This window comes from Flavobacterium hydrocarbonoxydans (assembly GCF_009789235.1).
Classification (GTDB): Bacteria; Bacteroidota; Bacteroidia; order Flavobacteriales; family Flavobacteriaceae; genus Flavobacterium; species Flavobacterium hydrocarbonoxydans.
In genome coordinates, this window is the sequence record NZ_WSTB01000005.1 from 65,379 (window position 1) to 89,972 (window position 24,594).

A 24,594-nucleotide genomic window follows, 5' to 3' on the forward strand; every position below is an offset into this window, starting at 1 on the left:
TTAAGGTTAACTTTGTTTTTAGCAATTGTCCCCAAATGCTACCATAACCTAAGTACTGTAATGCTTATATGAAGTTGTATCACAACCTTTCACAAGTTAGCTTTTTAAAAAACAGCTATTCTTTAAAATTTTTATTTGTAGCTTTTATTGGGATCTTCATTCCTTTTATTGGTGTTTTATTTTTTGTCTTATATTCAGATACTACTCTTACGCCATTTTCTATTCTTATTTTTTCTCTAATAATGACTTTGTTGGCTTGTGTAGTCACGCTTTTGGTTTTAAATCAATTGATTAAGCCAATAGCTCTGGCTTCAAAATCATTAAATGAATATAGAATAAACAGACAACTTTCGGTTTTGCCTACAGAGTATAAAGATGAGGCAGGCTTACTGATGTGTAATATTCAGGAGTCTATTTATGAAGCCGAGAGTTATCTTAACGAAAAACAGGATTTGATTTATATGCTTTCGCATGATTTGAAAAACTTTGCCGGAAATCCTCAGGGCCTGGCAAAATTGATTATGCTTGAAAACCCAACAGATTCTGTACAAAATCTAGCTCAATTAATATGCGAGTCCACCAATCTGCAATTTAGATATATCGAAAATTTTATCAATCTGTTGAAAGAACAGGATAATATTAAGAATGTAAATCAGGAACCTAAATTAATAATGTTTCCAACTATTTTTCCTTTGATTAATGAACAGGTCGAACAGCGGTTGATTGATAAAAACATTAAATTGAATTTGAATTTCGAAGTTGCTGAGGCCAAACTCAAAATTGATGAAAATCTGTTGATTCAGGTTATGGTTAATTTGATTAGTAACGCCATTAAGTTTTCGTATTTTGATAGTGAAATAACGATTACTATTTTTAAAGATAACGGTAAACTTAGTATTAAGGTTTCTGATGACGGAATTGGTTTTAATCAAAATCAGATTGATGAATTGTTTAAAAAATTCACTAAAATGAGCCGATTAGGAACAGCCAATGAAACTTCGACAGGGATTGGATTGTATTTGTGCAAAAAAATTATCGAAAGAAATAAAGGAAAACTAAGCGCCACCAGCGACGGAAAAAACAAGGGCGCTGAATTTGAAATTTTATTTGAAGCTTAAGGCTTTTTCTTTTTTAGAAGTTCATAATTTAATATGGAAAAAGAATAGAAACACAAATCTGCAGAAATTTTTCCAAAAATAATTCCGAAAAAGTAATTCCCAAAAATAATGGGCATCCAGTACATGCAAAACGGACGAATCACTAAAAAGTCTAAGATGGCAGGATAGCCAAATTCCAGAACTAAATTTTTAAGAAGTTTAAGGAAATCTCCAAAACTTGTTTTCTGGTTCAGAAGTTTATTCCGTTGGGCTAATTTTTTATATTCAGAAATCAAAATGACACTGTAAAAAGCCAGATATTCAGCAAATGTAATCAAATAAGCAACCGTTAAACCACTAAAAAACGTACTCGAAAGCGAAGTAGTCAGTGCGGCACTTGTACTTGCGAGTTCGGCATATTTGTAGCGATCGAACCATTCTTTGAATTTGCTTTTTTTCAAGGTTTATTTTTTGAGATTCTGAGTTACTAAGGTACTGAGTTACTAAGAAAAAAACTTAGAATCTTAGTAACTCAGAATCTTAGTAGCTTTAAAAAAAAACTACCAAAGATGCTGTACACTTGGTTTTATGTATTCTTCGTAAATTTTGTTCATAGCAGCAATTTTATCAGAAGATAATTTAGGTAAATCATAAACTGATAAATTCGAGGTAACATGGCTTACATTTGAAGCGCCAGGAATAATACAGCTAATATCTTCAAAACTCAAAATCCATTGCAGGGCGATAGGAGCCAGATTGGTGTTCTTTGGAAAAAGTGCTTTTAAGGCATCAACGGCCTTTAAACCTAATTCGTAATCAATTCCGGAAAAAGTTTCGCCTTTATCAAAAGCTTCTCCGTTACGGTTAAAATTACGATGATCCTGAGCTTCAAAAATGGTTTTCGAATCGAATTTACCTGTCAAAAGGCCACTGGCCAAAGGTACTCTGGCTATGATTCCGATATCTTTTTTTCTGGCTTCGGAGAAAAATAATTGCGAAGGTCGCTGGCGGAACAAATTAAAAATAATCTGAACTGTTGTAACATTCGAATATTCGATAGCTTTTAAGGCTTCTTCGACTTTTTCGACGCTAACGCCTAAATTCAGAATTTTACCTTGCTCTTTTAGTCGGTCAAACATTTCGAAGATTTCAGGTCTGTAAAAAACTTCGGTAGGAGGACAGTGCAACTGAATCAAATCGAGAGCTTCTAAACCAGTTCTTTTCAAACTGTCTTCAACAAATTTTTGCAATACTTTAGGTTGGTATCCTTCGTTTACATGCGGATTAATATGGCGTCCACATTTAGTGGCTACATAAATACGTTCAGAGCGCGAACGCACCACCCGGCCAACAGCAGTTTCGCTTAGACCATTTTCATAAACATCAGCAGTATCAATAAAATTCACACCATTGTCAATAGCAGTATTGATAAGCTCATCTGCAGTTTTATCATTAAAAGGGGATCCCCATTTTCCTCCAACCTGCCAAGTGCCAAGTGAGATTTCGGAGATGTTAAAATTTGTTTTTCCTAGTTTGCGGTAGTTCATTTTTTCTTTTTAAGGTTCAAAGGTTCATAGTAACAGAGGTTCAAAGGTTTTTTAAAATTATAAAGGCTTTTGCAGACAAGTAAGAAAACTTTGTGTCTTTGAGCCTTTGTAGCTTTGAAACTGTTAATCAAATAAATCCGAAGACAAATAACGGTCGCCACGATCACAAATGATGGCTACAATTACGCCTGATTCTAATGATTCTGCTATTTTTAGAGCGACAGCCACTGAGCCACCACTGCTCATTCCGGCAAAAACACCTTCTTCGAGAGCAAGTCTTTTAGTCATTTCGCGGGCTTCTTGTTCGCTTACATCTACAACGGTATCTACTTTCGAAGCATCAAAAATTTTAGGCAAGTATTCTTTCGGCCACTTACGAATTCCGGGAATCTGAGAGCCCTCACTTGGTTGTGCGCCTACAATTTGAATCGCTTTATTTTTTTCTTTCAGATATGTCGAAGTACCGATAATAGTTCCTGTAGTTCCCATAGCCGAAACAAAATGAGTGACTGTTCCTTCGGTGTCATTCCATATTTCCGGTCCTGTTGTTTTGTAATGTGCTTTCCAGTTGTCATCATTTGCAAACTGATTTAGCATTACGTAGCCGCCTTCAGCTACTTTTTTATCAGCATAGTCACGCGAACCAATAATTCCTTCGCTAGCAGGCGTTAAAATCACTGTAGCGCCATAAGCACGCATGGTTTGAGTTCGTTCTTTTGTAGAATCTTCCGGCAGAACCAGTTCTATTTCTATTTGCAGCAATTGCGCAATCATGGCCAGCGCAATTCCGGTGTTTCCACTGGTCGCTTCAATCAGTTTATCGCCTTTTTTGATATCGCCTCTTTCCAGAGCCGATGCAATCATGTTATAAGCCGCTCTGTCTTTTACGCTTCCTCCGGGATTATTTCCTTCCAGCTTCAGTAATAATTTTACATTTTTATTTTTTACCAGATTGACGGTTTCCATCAACGGTGTATTTCCAATTAGGTTTAGCAATTTCTGTGGACCCATTTTATTTTTTTTCTTTTATTTTAACTTCGGTTGTAGTGGTGTTTAGAACGATAGAATCTGCTGGTACTGATTTGGTAATCCAGGCATTTCCTCCCACAATACTGTTTTTTCCAATAGTGGTCTCGCCTCCTAAAATAGTAGCATTGGCATAAATACAAACATTTGCTTCAACAGTAGGATGACGTTTGGCATTTTTCATGTCTTTGCTTACGCTCAAAGCACCCAGCGTTACCCCTTGGTAAATTTTTACGTGTTTTTTGATAACCGTTGTTTCGCCAATCACGATTCCGGTGGCGTGATCAATAAAAAAGGGCGATGCAATATCAGCTCCTGCATGAATATCGGTTCCGGTTATACGATGCGCGTATTCACTCATTAATCTTGAGAAAAGTAGTAAGTCAAGTTTGTATAATTCATGACTTAGGCGGTAAATAGCAATGGCGTAAAATCCGGGATAACCCAAATAAACCTCGTCGATACTGTTTGAGGCAGGATCATTTTCTAGGATATATTCGGCGTCCTGATTAAGTTTTTCTAAAACTCCGGGTAATGTTTCCAGGTATTTGTCCCAAATAGATTCGCATAAATTTTCAGGCTTTTTGCAAGCCAAAACGGCAATTTCCTTAAAGCGAACTTCAAGCTCATTGATGCTGATATCCAAAGGTGCATTCGAATCAAAAAGAGTATAAAAAAGCTTTTCGGTAAAATCTTCTGTCTTCGTTTTGATTCCGTAGTTGATATTGGAATGGCTCTTTAAAGCCTTTATATTTTGTATGATAATATCTTTTGTCAAAACTATAAAATTGAATGAGTAATTTGAAACGCTAAAAGTAAGGTGTTTTTTGGAAATAGTCGTATGAAAAGCGTAAAGAAATTTTGTTTTTAAGATTCTTATTTGTGATAATTAAAGGAATTTTAACTATTTGTTTTTATGTAATTCTGAATAGCTTAAATTAGCCTGTAAAACCTATTTAGATGAAAAATAATTCCACTTTTAAAAGCGCAATTTCGAATCTTTCGTTTCCGGAAAGAGAAAAAATCTCTTGCAAATCAATTCATAATCCTATTTTAGGACTTATTACTGATGATTATCCATCTCTTACAGAAGATCAGTTTATTTCGGTTAAAGAATTAAATGCGTACCGTCAAAAATACATTTCGAATTATCTTTCGGCCGAAATCGGAACACTTTCGAATCTTGAAAAAAGTGTAATTGAATCTTTGAGCGACGACAAATCGATTGTAAGTTCAGCCGAAGATGAAGTTGAATCCAGAAGTTTTGGACAAAGAATTGCCGACCGAGTGGCAGACTTTGGCGGAAGCTGGACTTTTATTATTTCGTTTTTACTTTTTATAGTTGTATGGATTGGTTCGAATGTTTATTTTTTGGCTAACAAAGGTTTTGATCCATATCCGTTTATATTGCTCAATTTGATTTTATCCTGCGTTGCCGCTTTGCAGGCTCCGGTAATTATGATGAGTCAGAATCGTCAGGAAGAAAAAGATCGTACTCGCGCCAAAAAAGATTATATGATTAACCTGAAATCTGAATTAGAAATTAGAATGATTCATGACAAAATCGATCACCTGATTATGCATCAGCAACAAGAATTAATCGAAATTCAGAAAGTACAAATCGAGATGATGAATGATATTCTCAACCAGATTAAAAAGTAATTTTCGCTAAAAAAAATCAAATATAAAAGTGTTTGTAGTAATATCCTGCAATCATAAAAACGCTGTTTAGGATGGCTGTTGCCCAAAGTATTTTTTTGTAATTTTTGGATTTATCCAAAAAATGCAAGGCTACAAAACATAAAAATATCAGGCTGGTATAGAGTGCCGGATACATCCTGAAAGCGGCTAAAAATTCACCCTGAAAAAGTAAGAATAAAGCGCGTTGAAAACCACAGCCTAAACACTCAATTCCGAAGAGGGTTTTGCTTATACAAGGCAGCATGTATTTTTCTAAATTCAAAGCGTTTCTTTTTTACAATTTTACAAAAAATAATCGATAACCTTTTTAGAGGTAAGAAGTACTATTTTAAAGTTTCTTACTTTTGAAGTCTTATACCTGAAAAAAATGAAAACGCTAAAAATTTTAATAATGGTTCTGGCAATTTCGGTTGCGCTTTATGAACAGGTTTCGGAAGAAAAAAATATCTATATAACGGTAATTGCAATTGTTGTTTTCATGTTTGGAATGATGCAGCTCAGTGCCAAAACACCAAGTAAAAACCAAGAAAAAGAGGAGCAGGATGTTGACTAAAGGAGATAAGGTTTCGGTACTGGACGAAGCGATAAACGGAGTAGTGGTTTCGGTGAAAAACAATGAGGTTTTGATCGAAACTGAAGATGGATTTATGATGACGTTTTTTGTCAATGAATTGCTTAAAATACAAGAATCCAGTAATTTACTTAATTCTATTAAAAGAATTGATTTAGATACTGTTTCTAAAGAAAAAGAAGAGCCAAAACCGAGAAGTTTTGTCAAGGAAAAGAAAGACAAACGCGAAATTTCGGCTCCGGAATTTGATTTGCATATCGAAAAACTGGTTCCTAATAAACGCGGAATGTCAAATTATGATATCCTGACTTTGCAAACAGAGACGGCAAAAAGACACATAGAATTTGCTATCAGAAATCGGATTCCGAAGATTGTTTTTATTCACGGAGTTGGCGAAGGAATTCTAAAAGCCGAACTTGATTTTTTATTAGGCCGTTACGATGGAATCGATTTTCAGGATGCCAATTATCAAAAATATGGTCTTGGAGCAACCGAAGTTTATTTTAGACAAAACAATAAATAAAGTTATTTGGAGCGTTAAAAAACACTTTTAACAGCATAAAAAAACATCCGTTACGGAACTAATTTCGAAAGAAAATTAGAACTGTAACGGATGTTTTTTTTGTAAGAATATTTTAAGTAAAATATTCTTTTGTATGGGCTAAAAAATAGCTTATTGTTGTGTGGTAATTTCGCCGAAAATAAAAGTACTTGCCAGTTTAAATTGAAGGCTTCCGTTTTTAAGTTCGATGTTCTTTAGCGTAATAACGTGCTTGTATGTGGTGTTGTCAAGTTTGGTAGTTTCGACTTCTATTACACCACCAGCCAGCGCATTCCAGGTTTCTTCAATTTCGGGTGTTGTAGGTCTTGGAGTCTTGCAGAAATAGTCTGCAGTCATGCTGGCAGTTTTATACTTAGTGTAAGTAACTTTGTTTTGTGTGGAACTTATAGTACTTGTTCTTGGATCAGTCGTTTCAATGTTCTGAATCAATGTCGGATCTAAAGCATCAATAATGATAGATGAATCAGAATTCCAATTGTAGATTTGTGTTTGGCTACATTGTCTAGCAGTAGTTGCTGCAAAAGATACAGTTGGAGATGTATAGGTTGATGTAGTCAGAACGCCAAAGAAAAACTCCGGACCTACCTGATCTCCTTCTGGTTTTGAGTACGTAACATTGGTCATGTATATCGAATGATTGAAACCAGCAATTTTGGTACTCCCGTCAGCTGCTGGTTCTGTTACATTTGGAGTAGTTATGACTTCCATTAATCCAGTTTTAGCAAACCATTCGGTAGATACATTAGGAAAAGAAGGTCGTATAGCATCACAAATATTTGATTTTGAAATTACACCATCGTAAGATTTATAGACTAGCTTATAATCTCCACCTTCGGTAATATCATATTCTTCAGTTCCAACTTCAGGTGCTCCTTCTAAAGGGGCAAATGTTTCTGCTTTTACTTGTAATAATAAAGATTCTTGTTCTTTTAGTTTGTAAATCAGAACGTAGGTGTTGTCGCAATTTACAGGGTCTATTTCTTCAAAATTAATTATTTCAGGAACTAAATCTCCGTCATCGCAACCGTTCAGCATAATGGCGAATAACAATAGGCAGGCAAATTTTTTCATCGTATTTTTATTTGGCTCAAAAATAGTGAAAAATTTGGCAAATGATATTTAAGAATTCACAATTGATATTCCTTAACTTTGCATTAATGAAAAAAGTATATCTCGATAACGCCTCAACAACCGCAATTCGTCCCGAAGTTATTCAGGAAATGACTAAAATTATGACTGAGGATTTTGGAAATCCATCTTCGACTCATAGTTTTGGAAGAAATGCAAAAACGATACTGGAGCTTTCCAGAAAGAACATTGCTAAGTATTTAAACTGTTCTGCGCAGGAAATCATCTTTACCTCGAGTGGTACAGAAGCAAATAACTGGATTCTTCGCTCTGTAGTAAAAGATCTTAAGATTGAGCGTATCATTACCTCAAAAATAGAACATCATGCGGTTTTGCATACTGTTATGGTTTTAGAATCGGAGTTTAATGTTCAGGTAGATTACGTAAAAATTGCACCTGACGGAAGTATAGATTTAACTCATTTATCGAATTTATTGTCTGATGAAAAAAAGACAATAGTGAGTCTGATGCACGTAAACAACGAAACAGGAGCCGTTTTGGATTTGGATAGAGTTGGAGTTATTTGTAAACAATATAGTGCACTGTTTCATTCAGACACCGTGCAATCTATTGGTAAAACCGAAATCGATCTGCAAAAAACGTCAGTTGACTTTATTTTGGCAAGTGCACATAAATTTCATGGTCCAAAAGGAGTAGGTTTTGCTTTTATCCGTAAAAATTCTGGATTGCAACCTCTAATTTTTGGTGGAGAGCAGGAAAAAGGCCTGCGTGCCGGTACAGAAGCTGTACATCAGATTGCTGGTATGTCAAAGGCTTTGTCGCTTTCATACGAAAACTTAGACGCAGACAGAAAATATATTCTGGAATTAAAAACATACTTGATTGAACAACTTGAAATACATTTTTCAGGATTCAGAATCAACGGAAAAAAAGATGATTTTTATAATATTATCAATATTATTTTACCTTTTTCTGCAGATAAAACCTCGATGTTATTGTTTAGTCTGGATATGAAAGGAATAGCTGTTTCAAGAGGAAGTGCATGTCAGTCTGGAAGTATAAAGCCGTCACACGTACTTAAAGAAATGCTTTCGGAGGAGGATTTAAAATTGCCTAACCTCCGCATTTCATTTAGTCATTACAATACCAAAGAAGATATTGATTGGCTGATTCAGAGTTTGAAAACTTTATAAAGGTACAAAGTTACAAAGTGATGATTTTTATAAATATTAAATTCCAATTTTATAAATTCCAAATTCCAATTGGTAAAACCTGAAACCTGAAACCAAAATTATTTTCTAATAACTTTCACCTGCGAATCTTTCGTCAGTTTGATGATGGTAGATGGTTTTCCGCCAATTTTGTCCTGATTTAGTTTTACAACATAGTCAACACCATTTATAATAACGGGATTAATATCCTTGAAAGCAATAGGAGTAGGCTGTCCGGAAATATTAGCTGAAGTGGAAACTAGTGGTTTTTTCATTCGCTCTAATAATTTAAAACAAAAAGGCTCTTTTACGATTCGAATAGCCAATGATTTGTCGGCAGCAATAATGTTTGGAGCCACGTTTCTTGGGTCATCAAGAATGAGTGTTGTAGGTTTTTCTGAAAGATCAAGGATTTGCCAGGCTACTTCCGGAATGTCTTTAAAAACATTGTACATCATTTTTTCGCCATTCATCAAAACAATCATGCTTTGTGTCTCGGCACGCTGTTTTAGCTTATAAATTTTAGCTACAGCCTCAGGATTTGTAGCATCACAACCAATTCCCCAAACGGTATCAGTAGGATAAAGGATAATTCCGCCTTCTTTAATGACTTCGTATGCGTTGTGTATTTCGGTGTTTATGTCTTGATTCATTATAAAAAATCTAAAGGTTCTAAATATTTAATAATTTTCCCTGGAGTTCCGACTACAACAGCATTGTCTGGGATATCTTTTGTTACTATTGTTCCAGCTCCTATGATAACATTTTTACCTATTTTAATTTTGGGTAAAATTACAGCTCCTGCACCTATTTGCGTATAAGACCCAACTGTAACATTCCCTAAAAGAATAACGTTAGGTGATAATTCTACAAAATCTCCAACAACACAATCGTGTGTTATTACACTATTGTAATATACAATTGTTCCTATGCCTACCTTGGTTGAATTTGAGAAAGTAGCCTGAGATAAAATATTTGAACCCTTGCCAATTTCGACATCAAAACTTCCAATTATTGAAAAAGGACTTATTGCAGAAACAAATTCTCCTCCCAGCAAAGTAAATTTATCATAAATTTTTTTTCTCAGAAAAGGGTTTCCTATTCCTATTGTAAACTCATTATTTTTAGAAAAAAACAATTTTACTTGCTCTTCATTTTTTAGAATTCGGAATTGGTTATACAGATAATCATCAATCTGAAGATTGATGTCATCATAAAAGGCAATAGAATCTAATTGATTACTTTGTTTAAAAATCTCAAGAATCTCTTTTGCAAAGCCTTTAGCACCAATGATTAACATGTGAATTTATTTATTGTTGATACAATTCTTTCTAAGTCGGATATTGAGAGATCGACATATAAAGGTAAACATAAAATTCGGGAAGCAATACTTTCAGAAACGGGCATACTTGCTCCGTTTATATAGTTAACAGTATTTAAAGAGGGGTAAAAATATCTTCTTGGAAAAATATTTTCTTTTTGCAATTCGTTCTCAACTGTCAGTAAAACTTCTTCGGAAGAAAAAATAACGGGATAATAACTATAATTCCATTCTGTATTTTCGCGAATTTTTAATGATTTTAGATTACTAAAATCTAAATTTTCATTATAAAAATCAACCACTTTTTTACGTTCTGAAAAAATAGTGTTAATATTATCAAAAACCGCCAGACCCAAAGCAGATTGTAGTTCAGAAATTTTAGCATTTATTCCTAAACCATGAAAATCTAAAGGACCATTATGACCAAAATTGTGGCTGTAAAAAAGTTTGTCAAATAATTTGTTATCATTGCAGAACATGGCACCACCTTCTCCAGTGTGGAATATTTTTGTTGCATGAAAGCTGCAAGTTGATATATCACCATAATTAAATACAGATTTGTTATTATGCTTCACTCCAAAACAATGGGCAGCGTCGTAAATTACTTTTAAATTATGTTTTTTTGCGATATTTTCGATAGCAATTACATTACAAGGATTTCCGAAAACATGAGTTGCTAATATTGCTGTTGTTTTTGGTGTAATTGAGGCTTCAATTTTACTTTCATCAATAGTTAGGTATTCGGGATGAATATCAACAAATATTGGTTGGCAATTTTCCCAAATTATAGCTGCAGAAGTTGCAATATAAGAGAAAGGAGTAGTAATTACTTCACCACCATTACCAAATAATTTTAGTGCAATTTGCAAAGGAATAGTTCCATTGTTCGTTATTATTAGATGAGATACTTCAAGATAATTTTTCAATTTTTCTTCTAATTCCAGCGTAAGCTCTCCTCGGTTTGTTAGCCAAACTTTTTCCCATGCACGTTGTAAGTATGAATTGTAGAGTTCGATTGAGGGCAGAAAAGTTTTTGTAACAGTTATCAAGACAATATTTTTTTAAAATGTTCTATTCTAGGTGTGATTTGTTGATTAAAAGAATACAAATGTAACATTTTATTGCGACCATTTTCTGCGATTCTTTTCATTAAATCTTTGTTAGTGTGTAATTGCATGATTTGTTTAATCATTTCATCAAGGTTGTTGTTAATCTTATAAAAATCTATTCCGTCTTCTAAATCTATATGTTTACTTTCATTGAAATAATCCGTCATAAAATTTACATTTCCAAAAATTGATGCTGTGACTGAGGTTGCTAATGGGAAGCCATCGAAAGCATTTTTACTTAATACAAACGGCTTATTTGGAGAAATCATAATATGCGTTTTTTTCAAAATTGATTCAAATTGAAATTCATCTAATATACCTTTAAATTCTACAATATTATCAAGGCTTCTGTCAACAAGATCATTTTGGCTAAATCCCCCAATTACAATAAAATTAAAGTCATCTTTTTTGTGCTTTAATAGAGAAACAATTTTTTGAAATACATCAAATCCTTTGTCACTTCCGTCATTAGTATATTTATTAGCAAAAAATAAAATGGAAGTTTTTTTTGTGTCTTTTAGGTATCTGAAATTTTTAATTTCTAAAGTGTTTAAATTAAGAGGTACACCATTTATTAAATTAATCTTTTCAGGATCACAAAGCTTTTTTTCGAGTAGATATTCTTTCGTAATATTTTGATTTACAATTACGCCTTTGAAGTAAATAGAATCAAAATACCTTTTAAGATTTTCATCTAAAAGTTTATCATCGAATCCAAAACCCCCTCCAGGATATAATGTTAGGGTAAAAGGATTTTTATTGCGGTTTAAAACCTCAAAATGCTTTTTGATATTATTATAAAAAAGCATATAAATTAGTTGACTGTTTAAATTACTGGAAAATTTCAGTTTTCCTATTTTATCAGTAAGCGAAGGATAATTAGCAGTTAATAAAGCTAAATTTTGATCAAAACTTTTTTCTTGAGTATAATGCTCATAAGTGCTGCCATCTACTTTGATACGGGTATTATCAAAAAAACTGCAAATTTCAGAATATTCATAACTTCTCCAGGGAGAAAGTGTAGATGGAAGAAAATCATCAAGTATTATAATTCCTTTGCTATTACCTCTTTTATAATATTTAAAACGATCGATCATTAATCCCTTTTTCAATTTGATATCTAATTAGTTTAATATTTTAAAAAAAGTTTATTATTTTATATTGAATTTTATACACACTTCTTTTAAACCCCCTCAATCTTCGTGTTTTTAATTCGTAAATCTGTTCAGAAAGTATTTTCCGAATAGGTTTGTCAAAATTTACTTTTATTTTTTTAATAAAAGTAATCCAGATATTTTCACGGTCTATTTGTTGTTTTGATGACCAGTATGAAGTTTTATGAATTCTATAAACTGCCATGTGTTCATTTAAGTATTTGATTTTTCCATACTTAGCATTCAACATGTGTAAAAAGTAATCGCCTATCGGTGACTTAATGAAATATTTAGGGAACGATTTAAACAAATGATTTCTGTAAACTACGCTAGGGGTATGAATGTAGTTATATTTAGCTAAATCATGAATAGTTGTAGTTTCTAAAATTTCGTCTTGAATAGAGTTATCCTGTATAGTATTATCTTCCAAAACATTAATATTATGAAAACATATGCTGTAATCCTTATTTTTATCCAGAAATGAGACTTGTTTTTCTAATTTTAAATTTGAAGTCCAGTAATCATCACCCTCACACAAAGCGACATATTCTCCTACTGCTTTATTTATTGTAAATAAAAAATTAGGCATCATTCCTATATTTTTTTCATGTCTGAAATACTTAATTATATTTCCTTTAGGATTTGTTTTAATTATTTCGTTAATTATAGAATCCGTTTCATCAGGCGAATTGTCATTTGAAATAATTAATTCAAAATCAAACTTAGTCTCCTGATCTAAAATACTCTCAATAGCTTGCCTTATATATTTTTCATGATTATAGGTAATCATTAAGACGCTTACTTTCATATGCATTTTATTTATTCTATTCGATTTTTAAATTTTTATTTTTTAGGTTATAACCAATTTTCATTAAATGATATTGAAAAAAATACTTCTTTTTCATTGCTGATTCTGTTTTAAAGAAAAGATTTTTAGTTTCTTCGGAATTAATCTTAAAAGAGTCACTAAATTTTGTGTCAAATGTGCTTAATTTAATATTTTTTTGATACGCTCTAAAAACTCTTTTCCATCTTTTTTTGTACTGTTTAAAAGAAATATTATCATGATTCAAATTGCACATGTCGATTAACCATAGTTTGGTTTTTTCGGTTTTATCATAAAAAACACCTCCAACTTGTTGATTATCATGTAATCTATAATAAAAATATTTTTTATCTAAAAGTTCAAATTGATCTTTAGAACTTGAAATAAGGGCAATCCATTCATCATGATGAAATTTATCAACAACAGGAAAAGGAAGTATGTCGGAAAGGACTTCTTTTTTAAAAGCCATCGATGCTCCAGTAGCAACATTTAAAATTTGACTGATTAATGTGTAATAATTAAAATCAATATTTTCTTCTCTTAAAAATCTAGGAATGTCCCAAAGCGAATATTTATCTTTTAATATTGAATTATCATCTATACAGTAACCATTAGATGATAAGGTTTTTATGTTTGGATGAGAATTAAAATAAATAATATATTCTTCCACTTTTTCACTGACCCAACGGTCATCCTGATCTGATAAAAAAATGATATCCCCCGTGCAAAGTGTAATAGCTTTTTCGAAATTTTTGACACTTCTTAAAGTGACTTCATTTTGATAAATTTGAAATATATTAGGAAAATTTATTTTATAATTATTTAATATTTCAATTGTTTTATCTGAAGATCTGTCATCGCAAACAATAATTTCATCAACTTTATGCGTTTGGTTTAAGATAGAATCAAGTTGTTCAACCAGATGTTTTTCTCCGTTATAAGTACACATTGCAACTGAAATTTTCATTTTTTTTTAATATTATGAGTTTATATTTTGCAATTTTTATAATTCAGAATAAAATCTGTTTTTTGCAAAATTAGGATTGTTTTTTTTTATTTTGTTTAGTCATGTTATAACTGAATAAAGCTCAACAAATAATTGATAAAAGTAAAGCTTTATTTTTAAGTACGGTTTGAATTTCAATCAAACAGAGCTATAAATTACATTTTCTATCCAACCTTCCTTAGTATATTTATGAAAAATAGCTTCAGGGATTTTTTCATATTTCTTCTCAAAAAATGATATAGGTATATCGGGGCTTTTTTCATCAATGACTAAAATATTATTAGCATTATAGAAATCGTAATTTACAATATCTGTATTGGTAGTTATGAGTTTTTTTTCTAGGCCAATGCTTTCAAAAACCCTAAAAGTTAATCCGCTTTGGTTTTTTCGGTTAACATCTAATAAAACTTGAGAACGGTTAATATATTCTTCTATTTCTTCTAATGAAATATGATTGTTTATGTATTCCAGATTCGTTTTTTTGTGATGTTGTTTTTTGTCATATACAAATATTTTGTATTTTATATTTTTAGATTTTAAATTATCAGCTATTTTATTAAGTATTGGTAATCTTCTGTCTAAGGATATGATATTAAATATCTGATAATCAAAATTTTTATTTTCTCTTTTAGTGGGTTGTGCGTATATCCAGTTGGTGGCAGGTTTCAAATTATACTTTTCGCAATCTTCCTTTTCAAACGAGAATACTTCATCGAAGAAAGGAATAACTCTTTTTATTTTTGGGCATCGGTAAGTGTTATCATTAAAATAGGCTATAGTCTTTTTGGAATATTTCTTTATTTTTAAAATACTCTTAGGATCTATAAAATCTCCTTTGATGATAAGTATAAGATCTTGCTTTTGACCAATTTCTTCAAGATTTTCAATTATTTTTTTTCCGAAATGTTCTGTTTTTAAATTCCTCTTAAATAAGGTCTTTAAAATGAAGTTATAAATCCTGTAGAAAAAGTTAGGATAATGATATTCGAACCTATTAAAATTAATATGTTGTACATTATGCCCTTTTTTTTCTAATGTTATTGCGATATGATTATTAAATCCCCAGTTATCAAGGCTTATCAAGGTAATGAGCATAGTGTTTTTTTATTTAAACTATTGTTGTAATTCTAGGTTAGTTGTTTTTAAAGTGCTTGTAATTAATGATTTAGTGTTGTTGTATGTCCGCTAGTTGATTATTCTCGAAGAGGGAAAAATAATTTTCAGACTAACTGCCCCCTACTAATAAGATGACAATTACTTAAAATGGTTGCATATTTTTTAAAATATTTTTTAAAATCTTTTTGTACAATCAATTTGTCAAATTTTTGAATTAATCAATTTGTTTTTAGTTTATTTATTTCAATTTTAGATTTTATTTATTACTGAATTTAAACTAGTTTATTTTTTAAAATAATTATCAGTCAGATATTTACTTGGAATTAGCTATTATAAATTATCACCAATATTACTAAATATACTAAACGTTCTACAGTATAAAATATTGGACTGTTATAGTTTATAATTATTTATCGGCGCTGAGTCAATACTTTTTCATTGGTTTAACAAAATATAATGTAATGATCATTTTATAAATTCTATTTTTATCTATCAATTTATTTTAAGAAAAAACATATATCTTTTTTAAAATTATATTTAATTTTTTATATCCCTACCAAAATTAGCATATTCTACTAAGTCACAGTTTTGTATAAAAAGTATAAATTTTAAACATTAGTAATAGAAGCGCAAGGTAATAATTTAGATTAAATGAAGTAGTATTTGGATTACTATTTTAGAAGTAAAATTATTTTTATAACATTAAAAATCTTCTTTTTTTTTTAAACTCTTCTTGTGAAGAAAAGCGCTGACTTTTCTTAATTTTAATGAAATATATTAATTTTTACATCCGTATTTAGTGAATTTAGAATATTAAGCGATAGGAGATATTTTGGATTTTTGCAATGTTCTGTTATATTTGTAAAGTAACAAATAATATAATGAAAATAGTACATATTTCGGGTGCAAGAAGTTGGGGAGGGAATGAGCAGCAATTAATTGATATGATTCCAGAATTGGCAAAAATAGGTGTGGATAATGTTGTTTTTGGCGTAAAAAAATCCCCTTTAGAAAAAGAATGCATTTTAAAAGGTATTAATTTTATTGAAGCCCTAGGAGATAAGCTAAATACTTTTTCAAATTATAAATATCTAAAAGAAATTGTAAAATTAAATCAGCCTGATTTAATTCATTTACATACGAGTGATTCTTTGACTGTTTTTACCATTTCTGATCTACTTTATAATCTAAAGGTTAAAGCAGTATTTTCTAAAAAAGGAATGGGAAATAGTAGTAGTGTTTTAAGTAAATTCAAATATAACTATAAAAATGTTGCTAAGATTATTTGTGTTTCTGAAGCAGTTAAAAAGTCTTTTTCAGCAATAATTTTCCCGAAAAACATTTCAAAACTTGAAGTAGTGTATGATGGGATAAATTTGGAAAGAACAAAGACAGTTCGATTAGAAAATATTAAAGAACTCTTTAATATTTCTGATAATAAAATAGTAGTTGGGAATATAGCTAATCATGTACCAGCAAAAGATTTACCCACACTTATTAAGGCAATTAATTATTTAGTTAATGATATTGGTCTGAAAAATGTTCATCTTGTGCAAATTGGTGAGTTCTCTAATAAAGTTACTCCGGTAATTCGAGAAATGATTACTGAATTTAAATTAGAAGAATATATTACTATTGCAGGTTTTCAGTCTAATGCATTAGATTTTTTAACTCAGTTTGATATCTATGTAATGAGTTCGCAAAGAGAAGGTTTGCCATTGACTATCTACGAAGCTTTCTTAAAAAAAGTACCTGTAGTTAGTACAAAAGCTGGAGGGATCCCTGAAGCTATTAACCATGATTTTAATGGTTTTTTATCTGAAATATTTGATTATAGAGATCTGGCATTGAATTTAAAGAAAATTTCAGAAGATGAGAATAAAAGAATTAAATTTGTAGAGCGATCTTATTCACTGTTTTTTGAAAAATTTACTGCTCAGGAAAATGCAAAAAACATATCTAAAATATATTCGAAAGAAAGTTTAAAAGGCTTGAATTGATTTTATTTGTAAATAGTATATTAGAAGGAAATCAATAAACTCAAAAATATTAGATGTAATTTAAAAACAAATACTTCAAAATGTTTTTGAGTTTAATTTATAAAAATTGATCAACTCCTTTTTCTATATAAGTAAGTTTATTTTTAATAGTTTGTGCCTCAATTTCATTGTTGATATCAAGATGATTTTTAGATTGTTCTTTATGATAAATATGATAGGCAATTCCAGAATATTTTAATCTTTTTCCTTTAACTCCTATGTTGTGTAATCGCTGAATCATTTCAGAATCGTCAATTCCCCAACCTACTAAACTTTCGTTAAAACCATTAATTTTAATAAAATCTTCCTTCCAGAAAGACATATTGCAACCTCTAAGTTTGCGGGAACGTTTATCTACACTTTTAACAAAATTCATAAGAAAAGGAAAGCGTATTGTTCGGCCTCTTTTCTTAATTCCTTTTGAAAACAGATTAAAATTAATGATTTTTTTTGAAAATAATTTAGGTAATAAATTTTCCTGAATATTTACACGTGATCCAAATAAGTAGTGTCCTTTTTTAGCAAATGCAAGATGGTCTTCAATGAAATGTTTATTAAGGATAATATCGCCGTCAATTTCAACTATATAGTCGTATTTTGCCGCAGCAATGGCCTTATTCATGATTCTGGGCTTTCTGTTTTTTATATCTTCATGCCAAATATGAGTCAGTGGAATTGGAAATATATTTTTAAATTTGTCTATTAATTTTTTAGTATCTTCTCTTGAACCATCATCTGCAATAATGATTTCGTTGGGTAAAACAGTCTGATTTAATGTACTCAATAATAATAATTCTAAGGCTTCCGGCCAGTTATAAGTTGGTGTTACTAAAGTACAATTTGGGTTTGACATGAAATTAAATTTGAGTAAAAATACAATAATAATTTGAAGTCTAAAATTCTATGTGTATTTTTGTTTACATATAAAGCTAATGATGAATTTTAAAATAAATCCTTTTTTTGAAAATAATAGAGTATCAGTACTTGATACTATTAAAACTTTTAGTCAATCGGGGATTCTTTTTGGTAATGGAGATAGAAATAAAATAAAGCTTTTTGACTTAAACGGAAAAGTAATTAATATAAAATCGTTTAAGATTCCGAATATCATCAATAAAATTGCATATAAATATTTTCGTAAATCGAAAGCAAAACGATCTTTTGAGTATGCTACCATTTTATTAGAAAAAGGTATCGGAACTCCACAGCCCATTGCATTTCTGGAAAATTTTAGTTTAATAGGATTAAAAGATAGTTATTATGTCAGCGAACATTTAGAGTGTGATTTGACATATAGGGAATTGGTTGAAATTCCGGATTTTCCGAATCATAATACTATTTTAAGACAGTTTACCAAGTTCACTTTTGATTTACATGAAAAAGGAGTAGAGTTCTTAGACCATTCACCTGGAAATACATTAATCAAAAAGCGGGAAGATAATACCTATAATTTTTTCTTAGTCGATTTGAACAGAATGAATTTTCATACTGATATGAGTTTCGAACAGCGTATGAACAATTTTAGCCGTTTGACTCCTAAAAAGGAAATGATTGGTGTAATGGCAAATGAATATTCGAAATATTACTCTGATAAAACTGAAACGGAAATTTTTGAAACAATGTGGAAGGCTACAACTCATTTTCAGGAAGAATTTGCCAGAAAGAAACGTCTTAAAAAGAAACTAAAATTTTGGAAATCCTAAATTAGTTTTTTGAACGTAATTTTTTAAGTTCCTGAAACCGCACAGCTACACTCAAAGCATTTAAGTAGCAAATTACAATTCCTTTTTTGCCATCTAAAAAGCCCAGACGCAGTAAATATTGATTTGAAAATTGATATACAGGACGAATGTAATAATGAAAGGCATTAGGATTTGTGTTTTTTAGCAATTCCTCTTTGGCCTTTAATTTTCCGTAAAAAATCATTTTTTGCTTATATTCAGTATAGTTTGCATAGGAGTAATGAATAAGCTTATGTTTTAGTTTGCCTGTCCGCCCTTTTACGACAAGTTTTTCGTGTACAATTTTTTCAATATTGTAACTTGCGTGCTCTTTTTTAAACAGCCTTATAATTTTATCGGTTTGCCAGCCACTAAAATGTAATCTCTTGTCTTCGAATATAAAATCCCGATAAATATAATAAGCAGATAAAGTGTTTTTTTGATTAATTGTTGCAATGATTTCGTTTTGAAGTTCTGGTGTAATTCTTTCATCTGCATCAATAAAAATAATCCAGGAATGTGTTGCTAATCCTATTGCAAAATTACGTTGCGCTGCAAAATCATCAAAAATACGCTGTACAATTTTGACATTGGTAAACGCAGAAGCGATTTCTATTGTTTTATCTGTACTAAATGAATCTACAACGATAATTTCATCGGCGAAAGCCAAATTTTCGAGTACAGCTTTTATGTTTTTTTCCTCATTATACGTAATGAGTAATGCCGTTGTTAGTTGTTTGTCCTGCAAAATCATTTTAATTATTTGCTAAGATTTTGATTTAAAAACAACTCAACTTGATCCTTAAAAAAATTAGGTTTAAAGGCTTCGTACAAAGTTAAAGCGTCTTTTTTTAGAATCTTTTCAGTTTTTCCTTCCAATAAATCCGGGCGAAAATCATTTAAATGAACGGAAAGATGTCTGATTCCATCTTCAAAAGTGGCCCAGATTTTCTTTTCGATCCAGGGAGAAAAAATTATAAAAGAGGGTTTTTCAAGTGCTTTAGCCATATTTATAGCGCCACCATCATTCCCAATTATCAAATCGCACTGATTCATAATGGCTATAAAAGAGCGTAAATCATTTCCTAACAAATCAAAATATATTTTTTTCTGAGTTGCTGTTTTACAGCTTTTAAAGACGGTTTTTGCTTCTTCAATTTGTTTTGGAAAATAATTAAAAAGGATGTTTACATCGGTATTATCAGCAATATAATCAATCACTTCGGCCATATATTCTAATGGATAAGTTTTGATTTTTTCACTTCCCAAAAGGCTTATCATGATGGTTTTACGTTCTTTTTTTACCTGGTGCTTTTCAAATAATGCTATTGCGTCACTTTTTTCTTTTTCAGAAACATATAATTTAGGAATCGGGTCTGTATTTATTGCTAAATGTAAGGGACCTAATAAGGAAAGTCTTCTCTCAATCGCTAAACCTAAATTGGTTTTTGGATACTCATCAAACGGAACATTATCGGTGTACAGAAAATTTCTGCCTGGTTTTTTATAGGATATTTTTCTTTTAGCATTACTCATAAATACTAAAATCCAGCTTTCTAACTTAGAATAGGCGTCAATTAGTAAATCATAACTTTCTTTTCTGATTTTTAATCCAAGATTAAAAAGCTCTTTTTTGCTCTTGCGATGTTTTTCTTCAAACAAAATGATGTTATCTATATTAGGGTTGCCTTCTAAAACCGGAGTTGTTGAGGCGTAAACCAAATAGTCGATTTGGGCATCCGGATAAGCAGTGCGCAAATTATTGCACAAAATGCTGCTAATCAAAACATCACCAATCATTTTTTGTTGAATTACAAGTATCTTCATTAGGAAATTAAATCTTTTTGCTGAGATTACAAATTGAAGCAAAAAAATCCAAATTCCAATCAATTTATGATATGGAATTTGGATTTTTTATTAAAATTTATTTAGATTCTAAAATCAATACTTTTATTAATTGGCCAGTTTATCATTAATTACCCTGTCATTAAAAGTTTGGATATAAGCTTTTAAGAATCTTTCCATTTGTTGAGTTTTTGCTTTGTCCTGCTGCATTAAATTTGTTTTAAGCAAAACATCTTTTTTCCAGTTATACAATCCAATTGCCTGATTATTTGCAAAAGCAAGATAATAGTCATCCTGTATATAATGATAAGTTCCCTGAAGATAATATACTACGAAATTGTCCTTAGACTTATAACTTTTTCCAAAACTAATCATATCGGTCTTGATGTTCAGGTAATCTAAAATACTCGGCATAATATCAATTTGCTGGAAGTTTTTTTCGTTTACACCTACCAATTCAGGATTCGAAGGATCGAAGAATAATATCGGAATGCTAAATTTACCAATATTGGTTTTATCAATAGCCTGATCGCCACCAGACGAAGTATGATCTGATGAAATGACAAATAAGGTGTTTTTGTACCAGCCTTGTTTTTTTGCGGTTGCAAAAAACTTACGTAAAGCAAAATCGGTATAAGCTATACTTTCCTGAATTACAGTAGTTCCTTTAGGAAATTTACCTTTATATTGCTCAGGAATTATATACGGATTATGAGAGGAAATAGTAAATAAAGAACTGAAAAAAGGCTGCTTAAAAGAGTTTAATTTTGTGGCATAAAATTGTAAAAACTCTTCATCAAAAATACCCCATCTTCCGTCAAAAGCTTCTTTTCCGATATATTGATCTTTACCATAATAGTGTTCAAAACCAGCTACTTTAGCATATTGATCAAAATTTTGGCTTCCGTTGAAAGCACCATGAAAAAAAGAAGTGTTGTAGCCTTCTTTCTTTAAAATCTTAGGAAGACCATTTATTTTATTTAAAGAATAGCTTGATGAAATAAATGAATTATTCATTAAACTAGGAATACTTGAAAGAATAGAAGGAACAGCATCAATAGATACTTTTCCGTTGGCAAATCCGTTTTTAAAATAATACGATTTAGTGATAAGCGAATCCAGAAAAGGAGTTTGTCCTCGTCCTACATTTTCGTCTCCAAAACTTTCTAAAATTAATATTACTACATTTTTTTTTGTAGCTGGATTGGTTGGTTGTAGCGTAATGGCAGGATTGTAAATCGAAACTAATTCCTTTTCATCAAAGTAATTTACTTTATCAATATCTTCTTTTTTTGCAATTGTTTTTAAGATGCAAAACGGAGTGTTTAATACTAATGCCGAGTTGCTTAGCGCTCCGTATTTGATAGCATCAACAATTTTAATTGGCTTTTTTTGTAAACCACCACGACCAATAATTAGTATGATAACCAGCGAAAGAATAAAATAAGCCGTTTGTTTATAATAGTCTTTTCGGGTTACAGTTTCTAAAAGATTTATTTTTTTTAGGTTTGGAATAAGTTTCCAAAGTATGATACTAACCAGAAAGAATATAACAGCAATGTACCAAAACTCTTTTAAAAAGGAGGGAATCAGCCCTACTGCTTCTTTTTCCATTCCTTTTGCAGTAATCATGCTAAAAGTACTTCTTCTGCCGGTAAAACGATAGTAGATGATATCAATAAAATTGGTAGCGATAAAAATTAGATTGATGCTATAAAAAGCAATTTTTAAAATACGCTGATAGGTTGTTTTGTATTTAAAATTACCCGGAATTAAATGAAAAATAACAAAAAAGGTATTGATATACGCAATGGCAGCAAAATCAAAAAGTAAACCTCCTGTAAAGGTTTCTAATGTAAAATCGCCAAATTGTTCCCTATTGATGCAATAAAATAATATGCGGCTTAGCTGATAAATGATAACAATTAAAAAAAATCTTTTTAAAAATAAGGCAATACTGCTTTTGTAATTATTCATTCGATATTAGGGCTTTAATAAAAAAATAACTTGTTGTCTGTTAATTGATTTGAAGATGTAATAAAATAAAAAAAGATTTAGAAAACAGTTTTCATTGTTCTCTAAATCTTTTTTATTTAAAACAATTCGCGGCAAAAATACGAAAAAGTTTATATTAAAATTATACTGCTACATCATATTCGCGAAGTGCATTATTTAGTGACGTTTTTAGGTCCGTAGATGGTTTTCTTGTACCAATAATCAAAGCGCAAGGTACCTGAAATTCACCAGCAGCGAATTTTTTAGTATAACTTCCTGGAATTACCACTGAACGGGCAGGCACAAAACCTTTCATTTCAACTGGTTCGTCGCCAGTAACATCTATAATTTTGGTAGAAGCTGTTAAGCATACATTTGCTCCTAAAACCGCTTCTTTACCTACGTGAACACCTTCTACCACAATACAACGAGAACCGATAAAAGCGCCATCCTCGATGATTACCGGTGCAGCTTGCAATGGCTCTAAAACACCACCAATACCAACACCACCGCTCAGGTGAACGTTTTTACCAATTTGAGCACAGCTACCAACAGTTGCCCAGGTATCCACCATAGTTCCTTCGTCAACATAAGCACCAATGTTTACATAACTTGGCATCAAAATTACACCGCTCGAAATGTAAGCTCCATAACGTGCAACTGCATTTGGTACAACACGAATTCCTTTTTCAGCGTATCCTCTTTTTAGCAACATTTTATCATGGTATTCAAAAATACCAGATTCCCATGTTTCCATTTTTTGAATTGGGAAATACATAACAACCGCTTTTTTCACCCATTCGTTTACTTGCCATTTGTCTCCAACTGGTTCAGCACAACGTAATTTTCCGGCGTCAACCAATTCTATAACTTCTCTAATAGCATCAGTTGTTGCTGTTTCCTGTAATAAAGCTCTGTTTTCCCAAGCTTGTTCTATAATAGTTTGTAAAGAATTCATAAGTTTTAATTTTTGGCAAATATAAGGTTTTTGAGTAAAAATATTAGGTCAAAACCTTTTGAAAATGTTACATATTTAACTTTTTGTTTTTATTTAAAAGTGTTAAACCAAAATATTTTTCGAATTAAATACTTTATATTTGTGTTGTAAATGAAAGTATTATGGAAGCGATTAGATTAGAATTTAAATCAGAGATTAAAGAAAAAATCTTAGCATTATTGAGTTCTTTTTCTTCAGATGATTTGAAAATTGAATTTGAAGACCCTGATTTTGAAGAAAACAAGAAGAAATTAGATTTGGCTTTTGCGAAGATTAAAAATGGAACAGCAAAATTTTATACGTTGGAAGAAGTAGATGAACTACTAGAAAAAACAATTTCAAAGTATGAAAATTAGGTTTCAGGAGGAATTTTTGTATACATTAGAAAAACAAGTTCATTATATTTCAAATGATAAGCCACTTGCAGCCAGGAAATTTAAAAACGATTTACTTAGAAATATCAAAAAAGACTTAAGAAATCCTTTCCATTTTAAGAAATCTCAATATTTTAACGATGAGTATATAAGAGATTATGTGTTTAAAGGATATGTAATAACATATTATATAGATGAATCTGAAAATTATATTTCAGTCTTTGGTTTTATAAAATACAAAGATTCTTTTTAGACTTCTGTAAATTCCTTTCTATCTTTGATAAAAA

General features: G+C 30.9%; 28 protein-coding genes. 9 read left to right on the forward strand and 19 right to left on the reverse strand.

The window, feature by feature from the left end; genetic code table 11:
* Positions 1 to 115 precede the first annotated feature (115 nt).
* On the reverse strand, positions 116 to 268 hold the full coding sequence (locus tag GON26_RS21660; protein ID WP_230407919.1) for a hypothetical protein: 153 nt from the start codon (positions 266 to 268) through the stop codon (positions 116 to 118).
* A 19-nt stretch (positions 269 to 287) separates the two neighbouring features.
* On the opposite strand from GON26_RS21660, the gene GON26_RS10365 reads away from it, so the two are divergent.
* Positions 288 to 1,118 carry a sensor histidine kinase gene (locus tag GON26_RS10365; protein WP_230407920.1) on the forward strand — a complete coding sequence of 277 codons (831 nt, stop codon included), beginning with the start codon at positions 288 to 290 and terminating at the stop codon, positions 1,116 to 1,118.
* Here GON26_RS10365 and GON26_RS10370 read toward each other — a convergent pair.
* The 4 genes from GON26_RS10370 to epsC all read right to left on the reverse strand — a co-directional run bounded on the left by GON26_RS10370 (position 1,115) and on the right by epsC (position 4,448).
* Complete coding sequence (locus GON26_RS10370; protein ID WP_160374745.1) at positions 1,115 to 1,558, reverse strand: hypothetical protein; 444 nt, start codon at positions 1,556 to 1,558, stop codon at positions 1,115 to 1,117. The genes GON26_RS10365 and GON26_RS10370 overlap by 4 nt on opposite strands.
* Positions 1,559 to 1,657: 99 nt before the next feature.
* Positions 1,658 to 2,644, reverse strand: a complete 987-nt coding sequence (locus GON26_RS10375; protein ID WP_160374746.1) for an aldo/keto reductase — start codon at positions 2,642 to 2,644, stop codon at positions 1,658 to 1,660.
* 123 nt (positions 2,645 to 2,767) lie between these two features.
* Positions 2,768 to 3,655: a cysteine synthase CysM gene (cysM, locus tag GON26_RS10380; RefSeq protein WP_160374747.1), complete on the reverse strand. Its 888-nt coding sequence runs from the start codon at positions 3,653 to 3,655 to the stop codon at positions 2,768 to 2,770.
* Position 3,656: 1 nt separating this feature from the next.
* Positions 3,657 to 4,448 (reverse strand): serine O-acetyltransferase EpsC, encoded by a 792-nt coding sequence (gene epsC, locus GON26_RS10385; RefSeq protein ID WP_160374748.1) that lies wholly within the window; start codon positions 4,446 to 4,448, stop codon positions 3,657 to 3,659.
* 182 nt (positions 4,449 to 4,630) lie between these two features.
* Here epsC and GON26_RS10390 point away from each other — a divergent pair, with 182 nt between their 5' ends.
* Positions 4,631 to 5,332, forward strand: a complete 702-nt coding sequence (locus GON26_RS10390) for a DUF1003 domain-containing protein (RefSeq protein WP_160374749.1) — start codon at positions 4,631 to 4,633, stop codon at positions 5,330 to 5,332.
* Positions 5,333 to 5,348: 16 nt separating this feature from the next.
* Here GON26_RS10390 and GON26_RS10395 read toward each other — a convergent pair whose 3' ends face one another.
* Entirely contained in the window at positions 5,349 to 5,633 is a 285-nt protein-coding gene (locus GON26_RS10395) for a DUF2752 domain-containing protein (RefSeq protein WP_160374750.1), read from the reverse strand.
* Positions 5,634 to 5,738: 105 nt separating this feature from the next.
* Here GON26_RS10395 and GON26_RS10400 point away from each other — a divergent pair, with 105 nt between their 5' ends.
* Together GON26_RS10400 and GON26_RS10405 are read left to right on the forward strand one after the other, a co-directional pair.
* Positions 5,739 to 5,924, forward strand: a complete 186-nt coding sequence (locus GON26_RS10400; RefSeq protein WP_160374751.1) for a hypothetical protein — start codon at positions 5,739 to 5,741, stop codon at positions 5,922 to 5,924.
* A complete protein-coding gene (locus GON26_RS10405; RefSeq protein ID WP_160374752.1) occupies positions 5,914 to 6,465 on the forward strand; it encodes a Smr/MutS family protein in 552 nt (183 codons plus the stop codon). The genes GON26_RS10400 and GON26_RS10405 overlap by 11 nt, the downstream gene beginning before the upstream one ends.
* 150 nt (positions 6,466 to 6,615) lie before the next feature.
* Here the strand turns inward: GON26_RS10405 and GON26_RS10410 are convergent, their stop codons facing one another.
* Positions 6,616 to 7,575, reverse strand: a complete 960-nt coding sequence (locus GON26_RS10410; RefSeq protein WP_160374753.1) for a hypothetical protein — start codon at positions 7,573 to 7,575, stop codon at positions 6,616 to 6,618.
* A gap of 86 nt (positions 7,576 to 7,661) precedes the next feature.
* Between GON26_RS10410 and GON26_RS10415 the strand changes: the two genes are divergently transcribed.
* On the forward strand, positions 7,662 to 8,786 hold the full coding sequence (locus GON26_RS10415) for a cysteine desulfurase family protein (RefSeq protein WP_160374754.1): 1,125 nt from the start codon (positions 7,662 to 7,664) through the stop codon (positions 8,784 to 8,786).
* 98 nt (positions 8,787 to 8,884) lie between these two features.
* Here the strand turns inward: GON26_RS10415 and GON26_RS10420 are convergent, their stop codons facing one another.
* From GON26_RS10420 to GON26_RS10450, 7 genes are all read right to left on the reverse strand, one after another.
* Entirely contained in the window at positions 8,885 to 9,457 is a 573-nt protein-coding gene (locus tag GON26_RS10420) for an L-threonylcarbamoyladenylate synthase (RefSeq protein ID WP_160374755.1), read from the reverse strand.
* Positions 9,457 to 10,104, reverse strand: a complete 648-nt coding sequence (locus tag GON26_RS10425; protein WP_160374756.1) for an acetyltransferase — start codon at positions 10,102 to 10,104, stop codon at positions 9,457 to 9,459. Before GON26_RS10425 ends, GON26_RS10420 begins: the two co-directional genes overlap by 1 nt.
* Entirely contained in the window at positions 10,098 to 11,174 is a 1,077-nt protein-coding gene (locus GON26_RS10430) for a DegT/DnrJ/EryC1/StrS family aminotransferase (RefSeq protein ID WP_160374757.1), read from the reverse strand. The genes GON26_RS10425 and GON26_RS10430 overlap by 7 nt, the downstream gene beginning before the upstream one ends.
* Positions 11,171 to 12,346, reverse strand: a complete 1,176-nt coding sequence (locus GON26_RS10435; protein WP_160374758.1) for a glycosyltransferase family protein — start codon at positions 12,344 to 12,346, stop codon at positions 11,171 to 11,173. Before GON26_RS10435 ends, GON26_RS10430 begins: the two co-directional genes overlap by 4 nt.
* Positions 12,347 to 12,371: 25 nt before the next feature.
* On the reverse strand, positions 12,372 to 13,196 hold the full coding sequence (locus GON26_RS10440; RefSeq protein WP_160374759.1) for a glycosyltransferase family 2 protein: 825 nt from the start codon (positions 13,194 to 13,196) through the stop codon (positions 12,372 to 12,374).
* Between the two features lie 16 nt (positions 13,197 to 13,212).
* Positions 13,213 to 14,181 (reverse strand): glycosyltransferase, encoded by a 969-nt coding sequence (locus GON26_RS10445; protein ID WP_160374760.1) that lies wholly within the window; start codon positions 14,179 to 14,181, stop codon positions 13,213 to 13,215.
* A gap of 177 nt (positions 14,182 to 14,358) precedes the next feature.
* The gene (locus tag GON26_RS10450; protein ID WP_160374761.1) at positions 14,359 to 15,303 is read right to left on the reverse strand and encodes a hypothetical protein; all 945 of its coding nucleotides are present in this window, start codon (positions 15,301 to 15,303) and stop codon (positions 14,359 to 14,361) included.
* A gap of 914 nt (positions 15,304 to 16,217) precedes the next feature.
* Here GON26_RS10450 and GON26_RS10455 point away from each other — a divergent pair.
* Entirely contained in the window at positions 16,218 to 17,336 is a 1,119-nt protein-coding gene (locus tag GON26_RS10455) for a glycosyltransferase family 4 protein (RefSeq protein ID WP_160374762.1), read from the forward strand.
* A 97-nt stretch (positions 17,337 to 17,433) separates the two neighbouring features.
* Here the strand turns inward: GON26_RS10455 and GON26_RS10460 are convergent, their stop codons facing one another.
* The gene (locus GON26_RS10460) at positions 17,434 to 18,228 is read right to left on the reverse strand and encodes a glycosyltransferase family 2 protein (RefSeq protein ID WP_160374763.1); all 795 of its coding nucleotides are present in this window, start codon (positions 18,226 to 18,228) and stop codon (positions 17,434 to 17,436) included.
* Between the two features lie 82 nt (positions 18,229 to 18,310).
* Between GON26_RS10460 and GON26_RS10465 the strand changes: the two genes are divergently transcribed.
* Positions 18,311 to 19,078 carry a lipopolysaccharide kinase InaA family protein gene (locus tag GON26_RS10465; RefSeq protein WP_160374976.1) on the forward strand — a complete coding sequence of 256 codons (768 nt, stop codon included), beginning with the start codon at positions 18,311 to 18,313 and terminating at the stop codon, positions 19,076 to 19,078.
* A gap of 1 nt (position 19,079) precedes the next feature.
* Here the strand turns inward: GON26_RS10465 and GON26_RS10470 are convergent, their stop codons facing one another.
* The 4 genes from GON26_RS10470 to GON26_RS10485 form a co-directional block, all read right to left on the reverse strand.
* Complete coding sequence (locus GON26_RS10470) at positions 19,080 to 19,850, reverse strand: glycosyltransferase family 2 protein (RefSeq protein ID WP_160374764.1); 771 nt, start codon at positions 19,848 to 19,850, stop codon at positions 19,080 to 19,082.
* Between the two features lie 5 nt (positions 19,851 to 19,855).
* Entirely contained in the window at positions 19,856 to 20,923 is a 1,068-nt protein-coding gene (locus GON26_RS10475) for a glycosyltransferase family 9 protein (RefSeq protein ID WP_160374765.1), read from the reverse strand.
* Between the two features lie 126 nt (positions 20,924 to 21,049).
* Positions 21,050 to 22,918 (reverse strand): LTA synthase family protein, encoded by a 1,869-nt coding sequence (locus tag GON26_RS10480; RefSeq protein ID WP_160374766.1) that lies wholly within the window; start codon positions 22,916 to 22,918, stop codon positions 21,050 to 21,052.
* Positions 22,919 to 23,078: 160 nt separating this feature from the next.
* Positions 23,079 to 23,894, reverse strand: a complete 816-nt coding sequence (locus GON26_RS10485; protein WP_035683702.1) for a 2,3,4,5-tetrahydropyridine-2,6-dicarboxylate N-succinyltransferase — start codon at positions 23,892 to 23,894, stop codon at positions 23,079 to 23,081.
* 161 nt (positions 23,895 to 24,055) lie between these two features.
* Here GON26_RS10485 and GON26_RS10490 point away from each other — a divergent pair, with 161 nt between their 5' ends.
* The gene (locus tag GON26_RS10490) at positions 24,056 to 24,289 is read left to right on the forward strand and encodes a hypothetical protein (protein ID WP_160374767.1); all 234 of its coding nucleotides are present in this window, start codon (positions 24,056 to 24,058) and stop codon (positions 24,287 to 24,289) included.
* Positions 24,279 to 24,560, forward strand: coding sequence for a type II toxin-antitoxin system RelE/ParE family toxin (locus GON26_RS10495; RefSeq protein ID WP_160374768.1), 282 nt, complete (start codon positions 24,279 to 24,281; stop codon positions 24,558 to 24,560). Before GON26_RS10490 ends, GON26_RS10495 begins: the two co-directional genes overlap by 11 nt.
* The last annotated feature ends 34 nt before the right edge of the window (positions 24,561 to 24,594 follow it).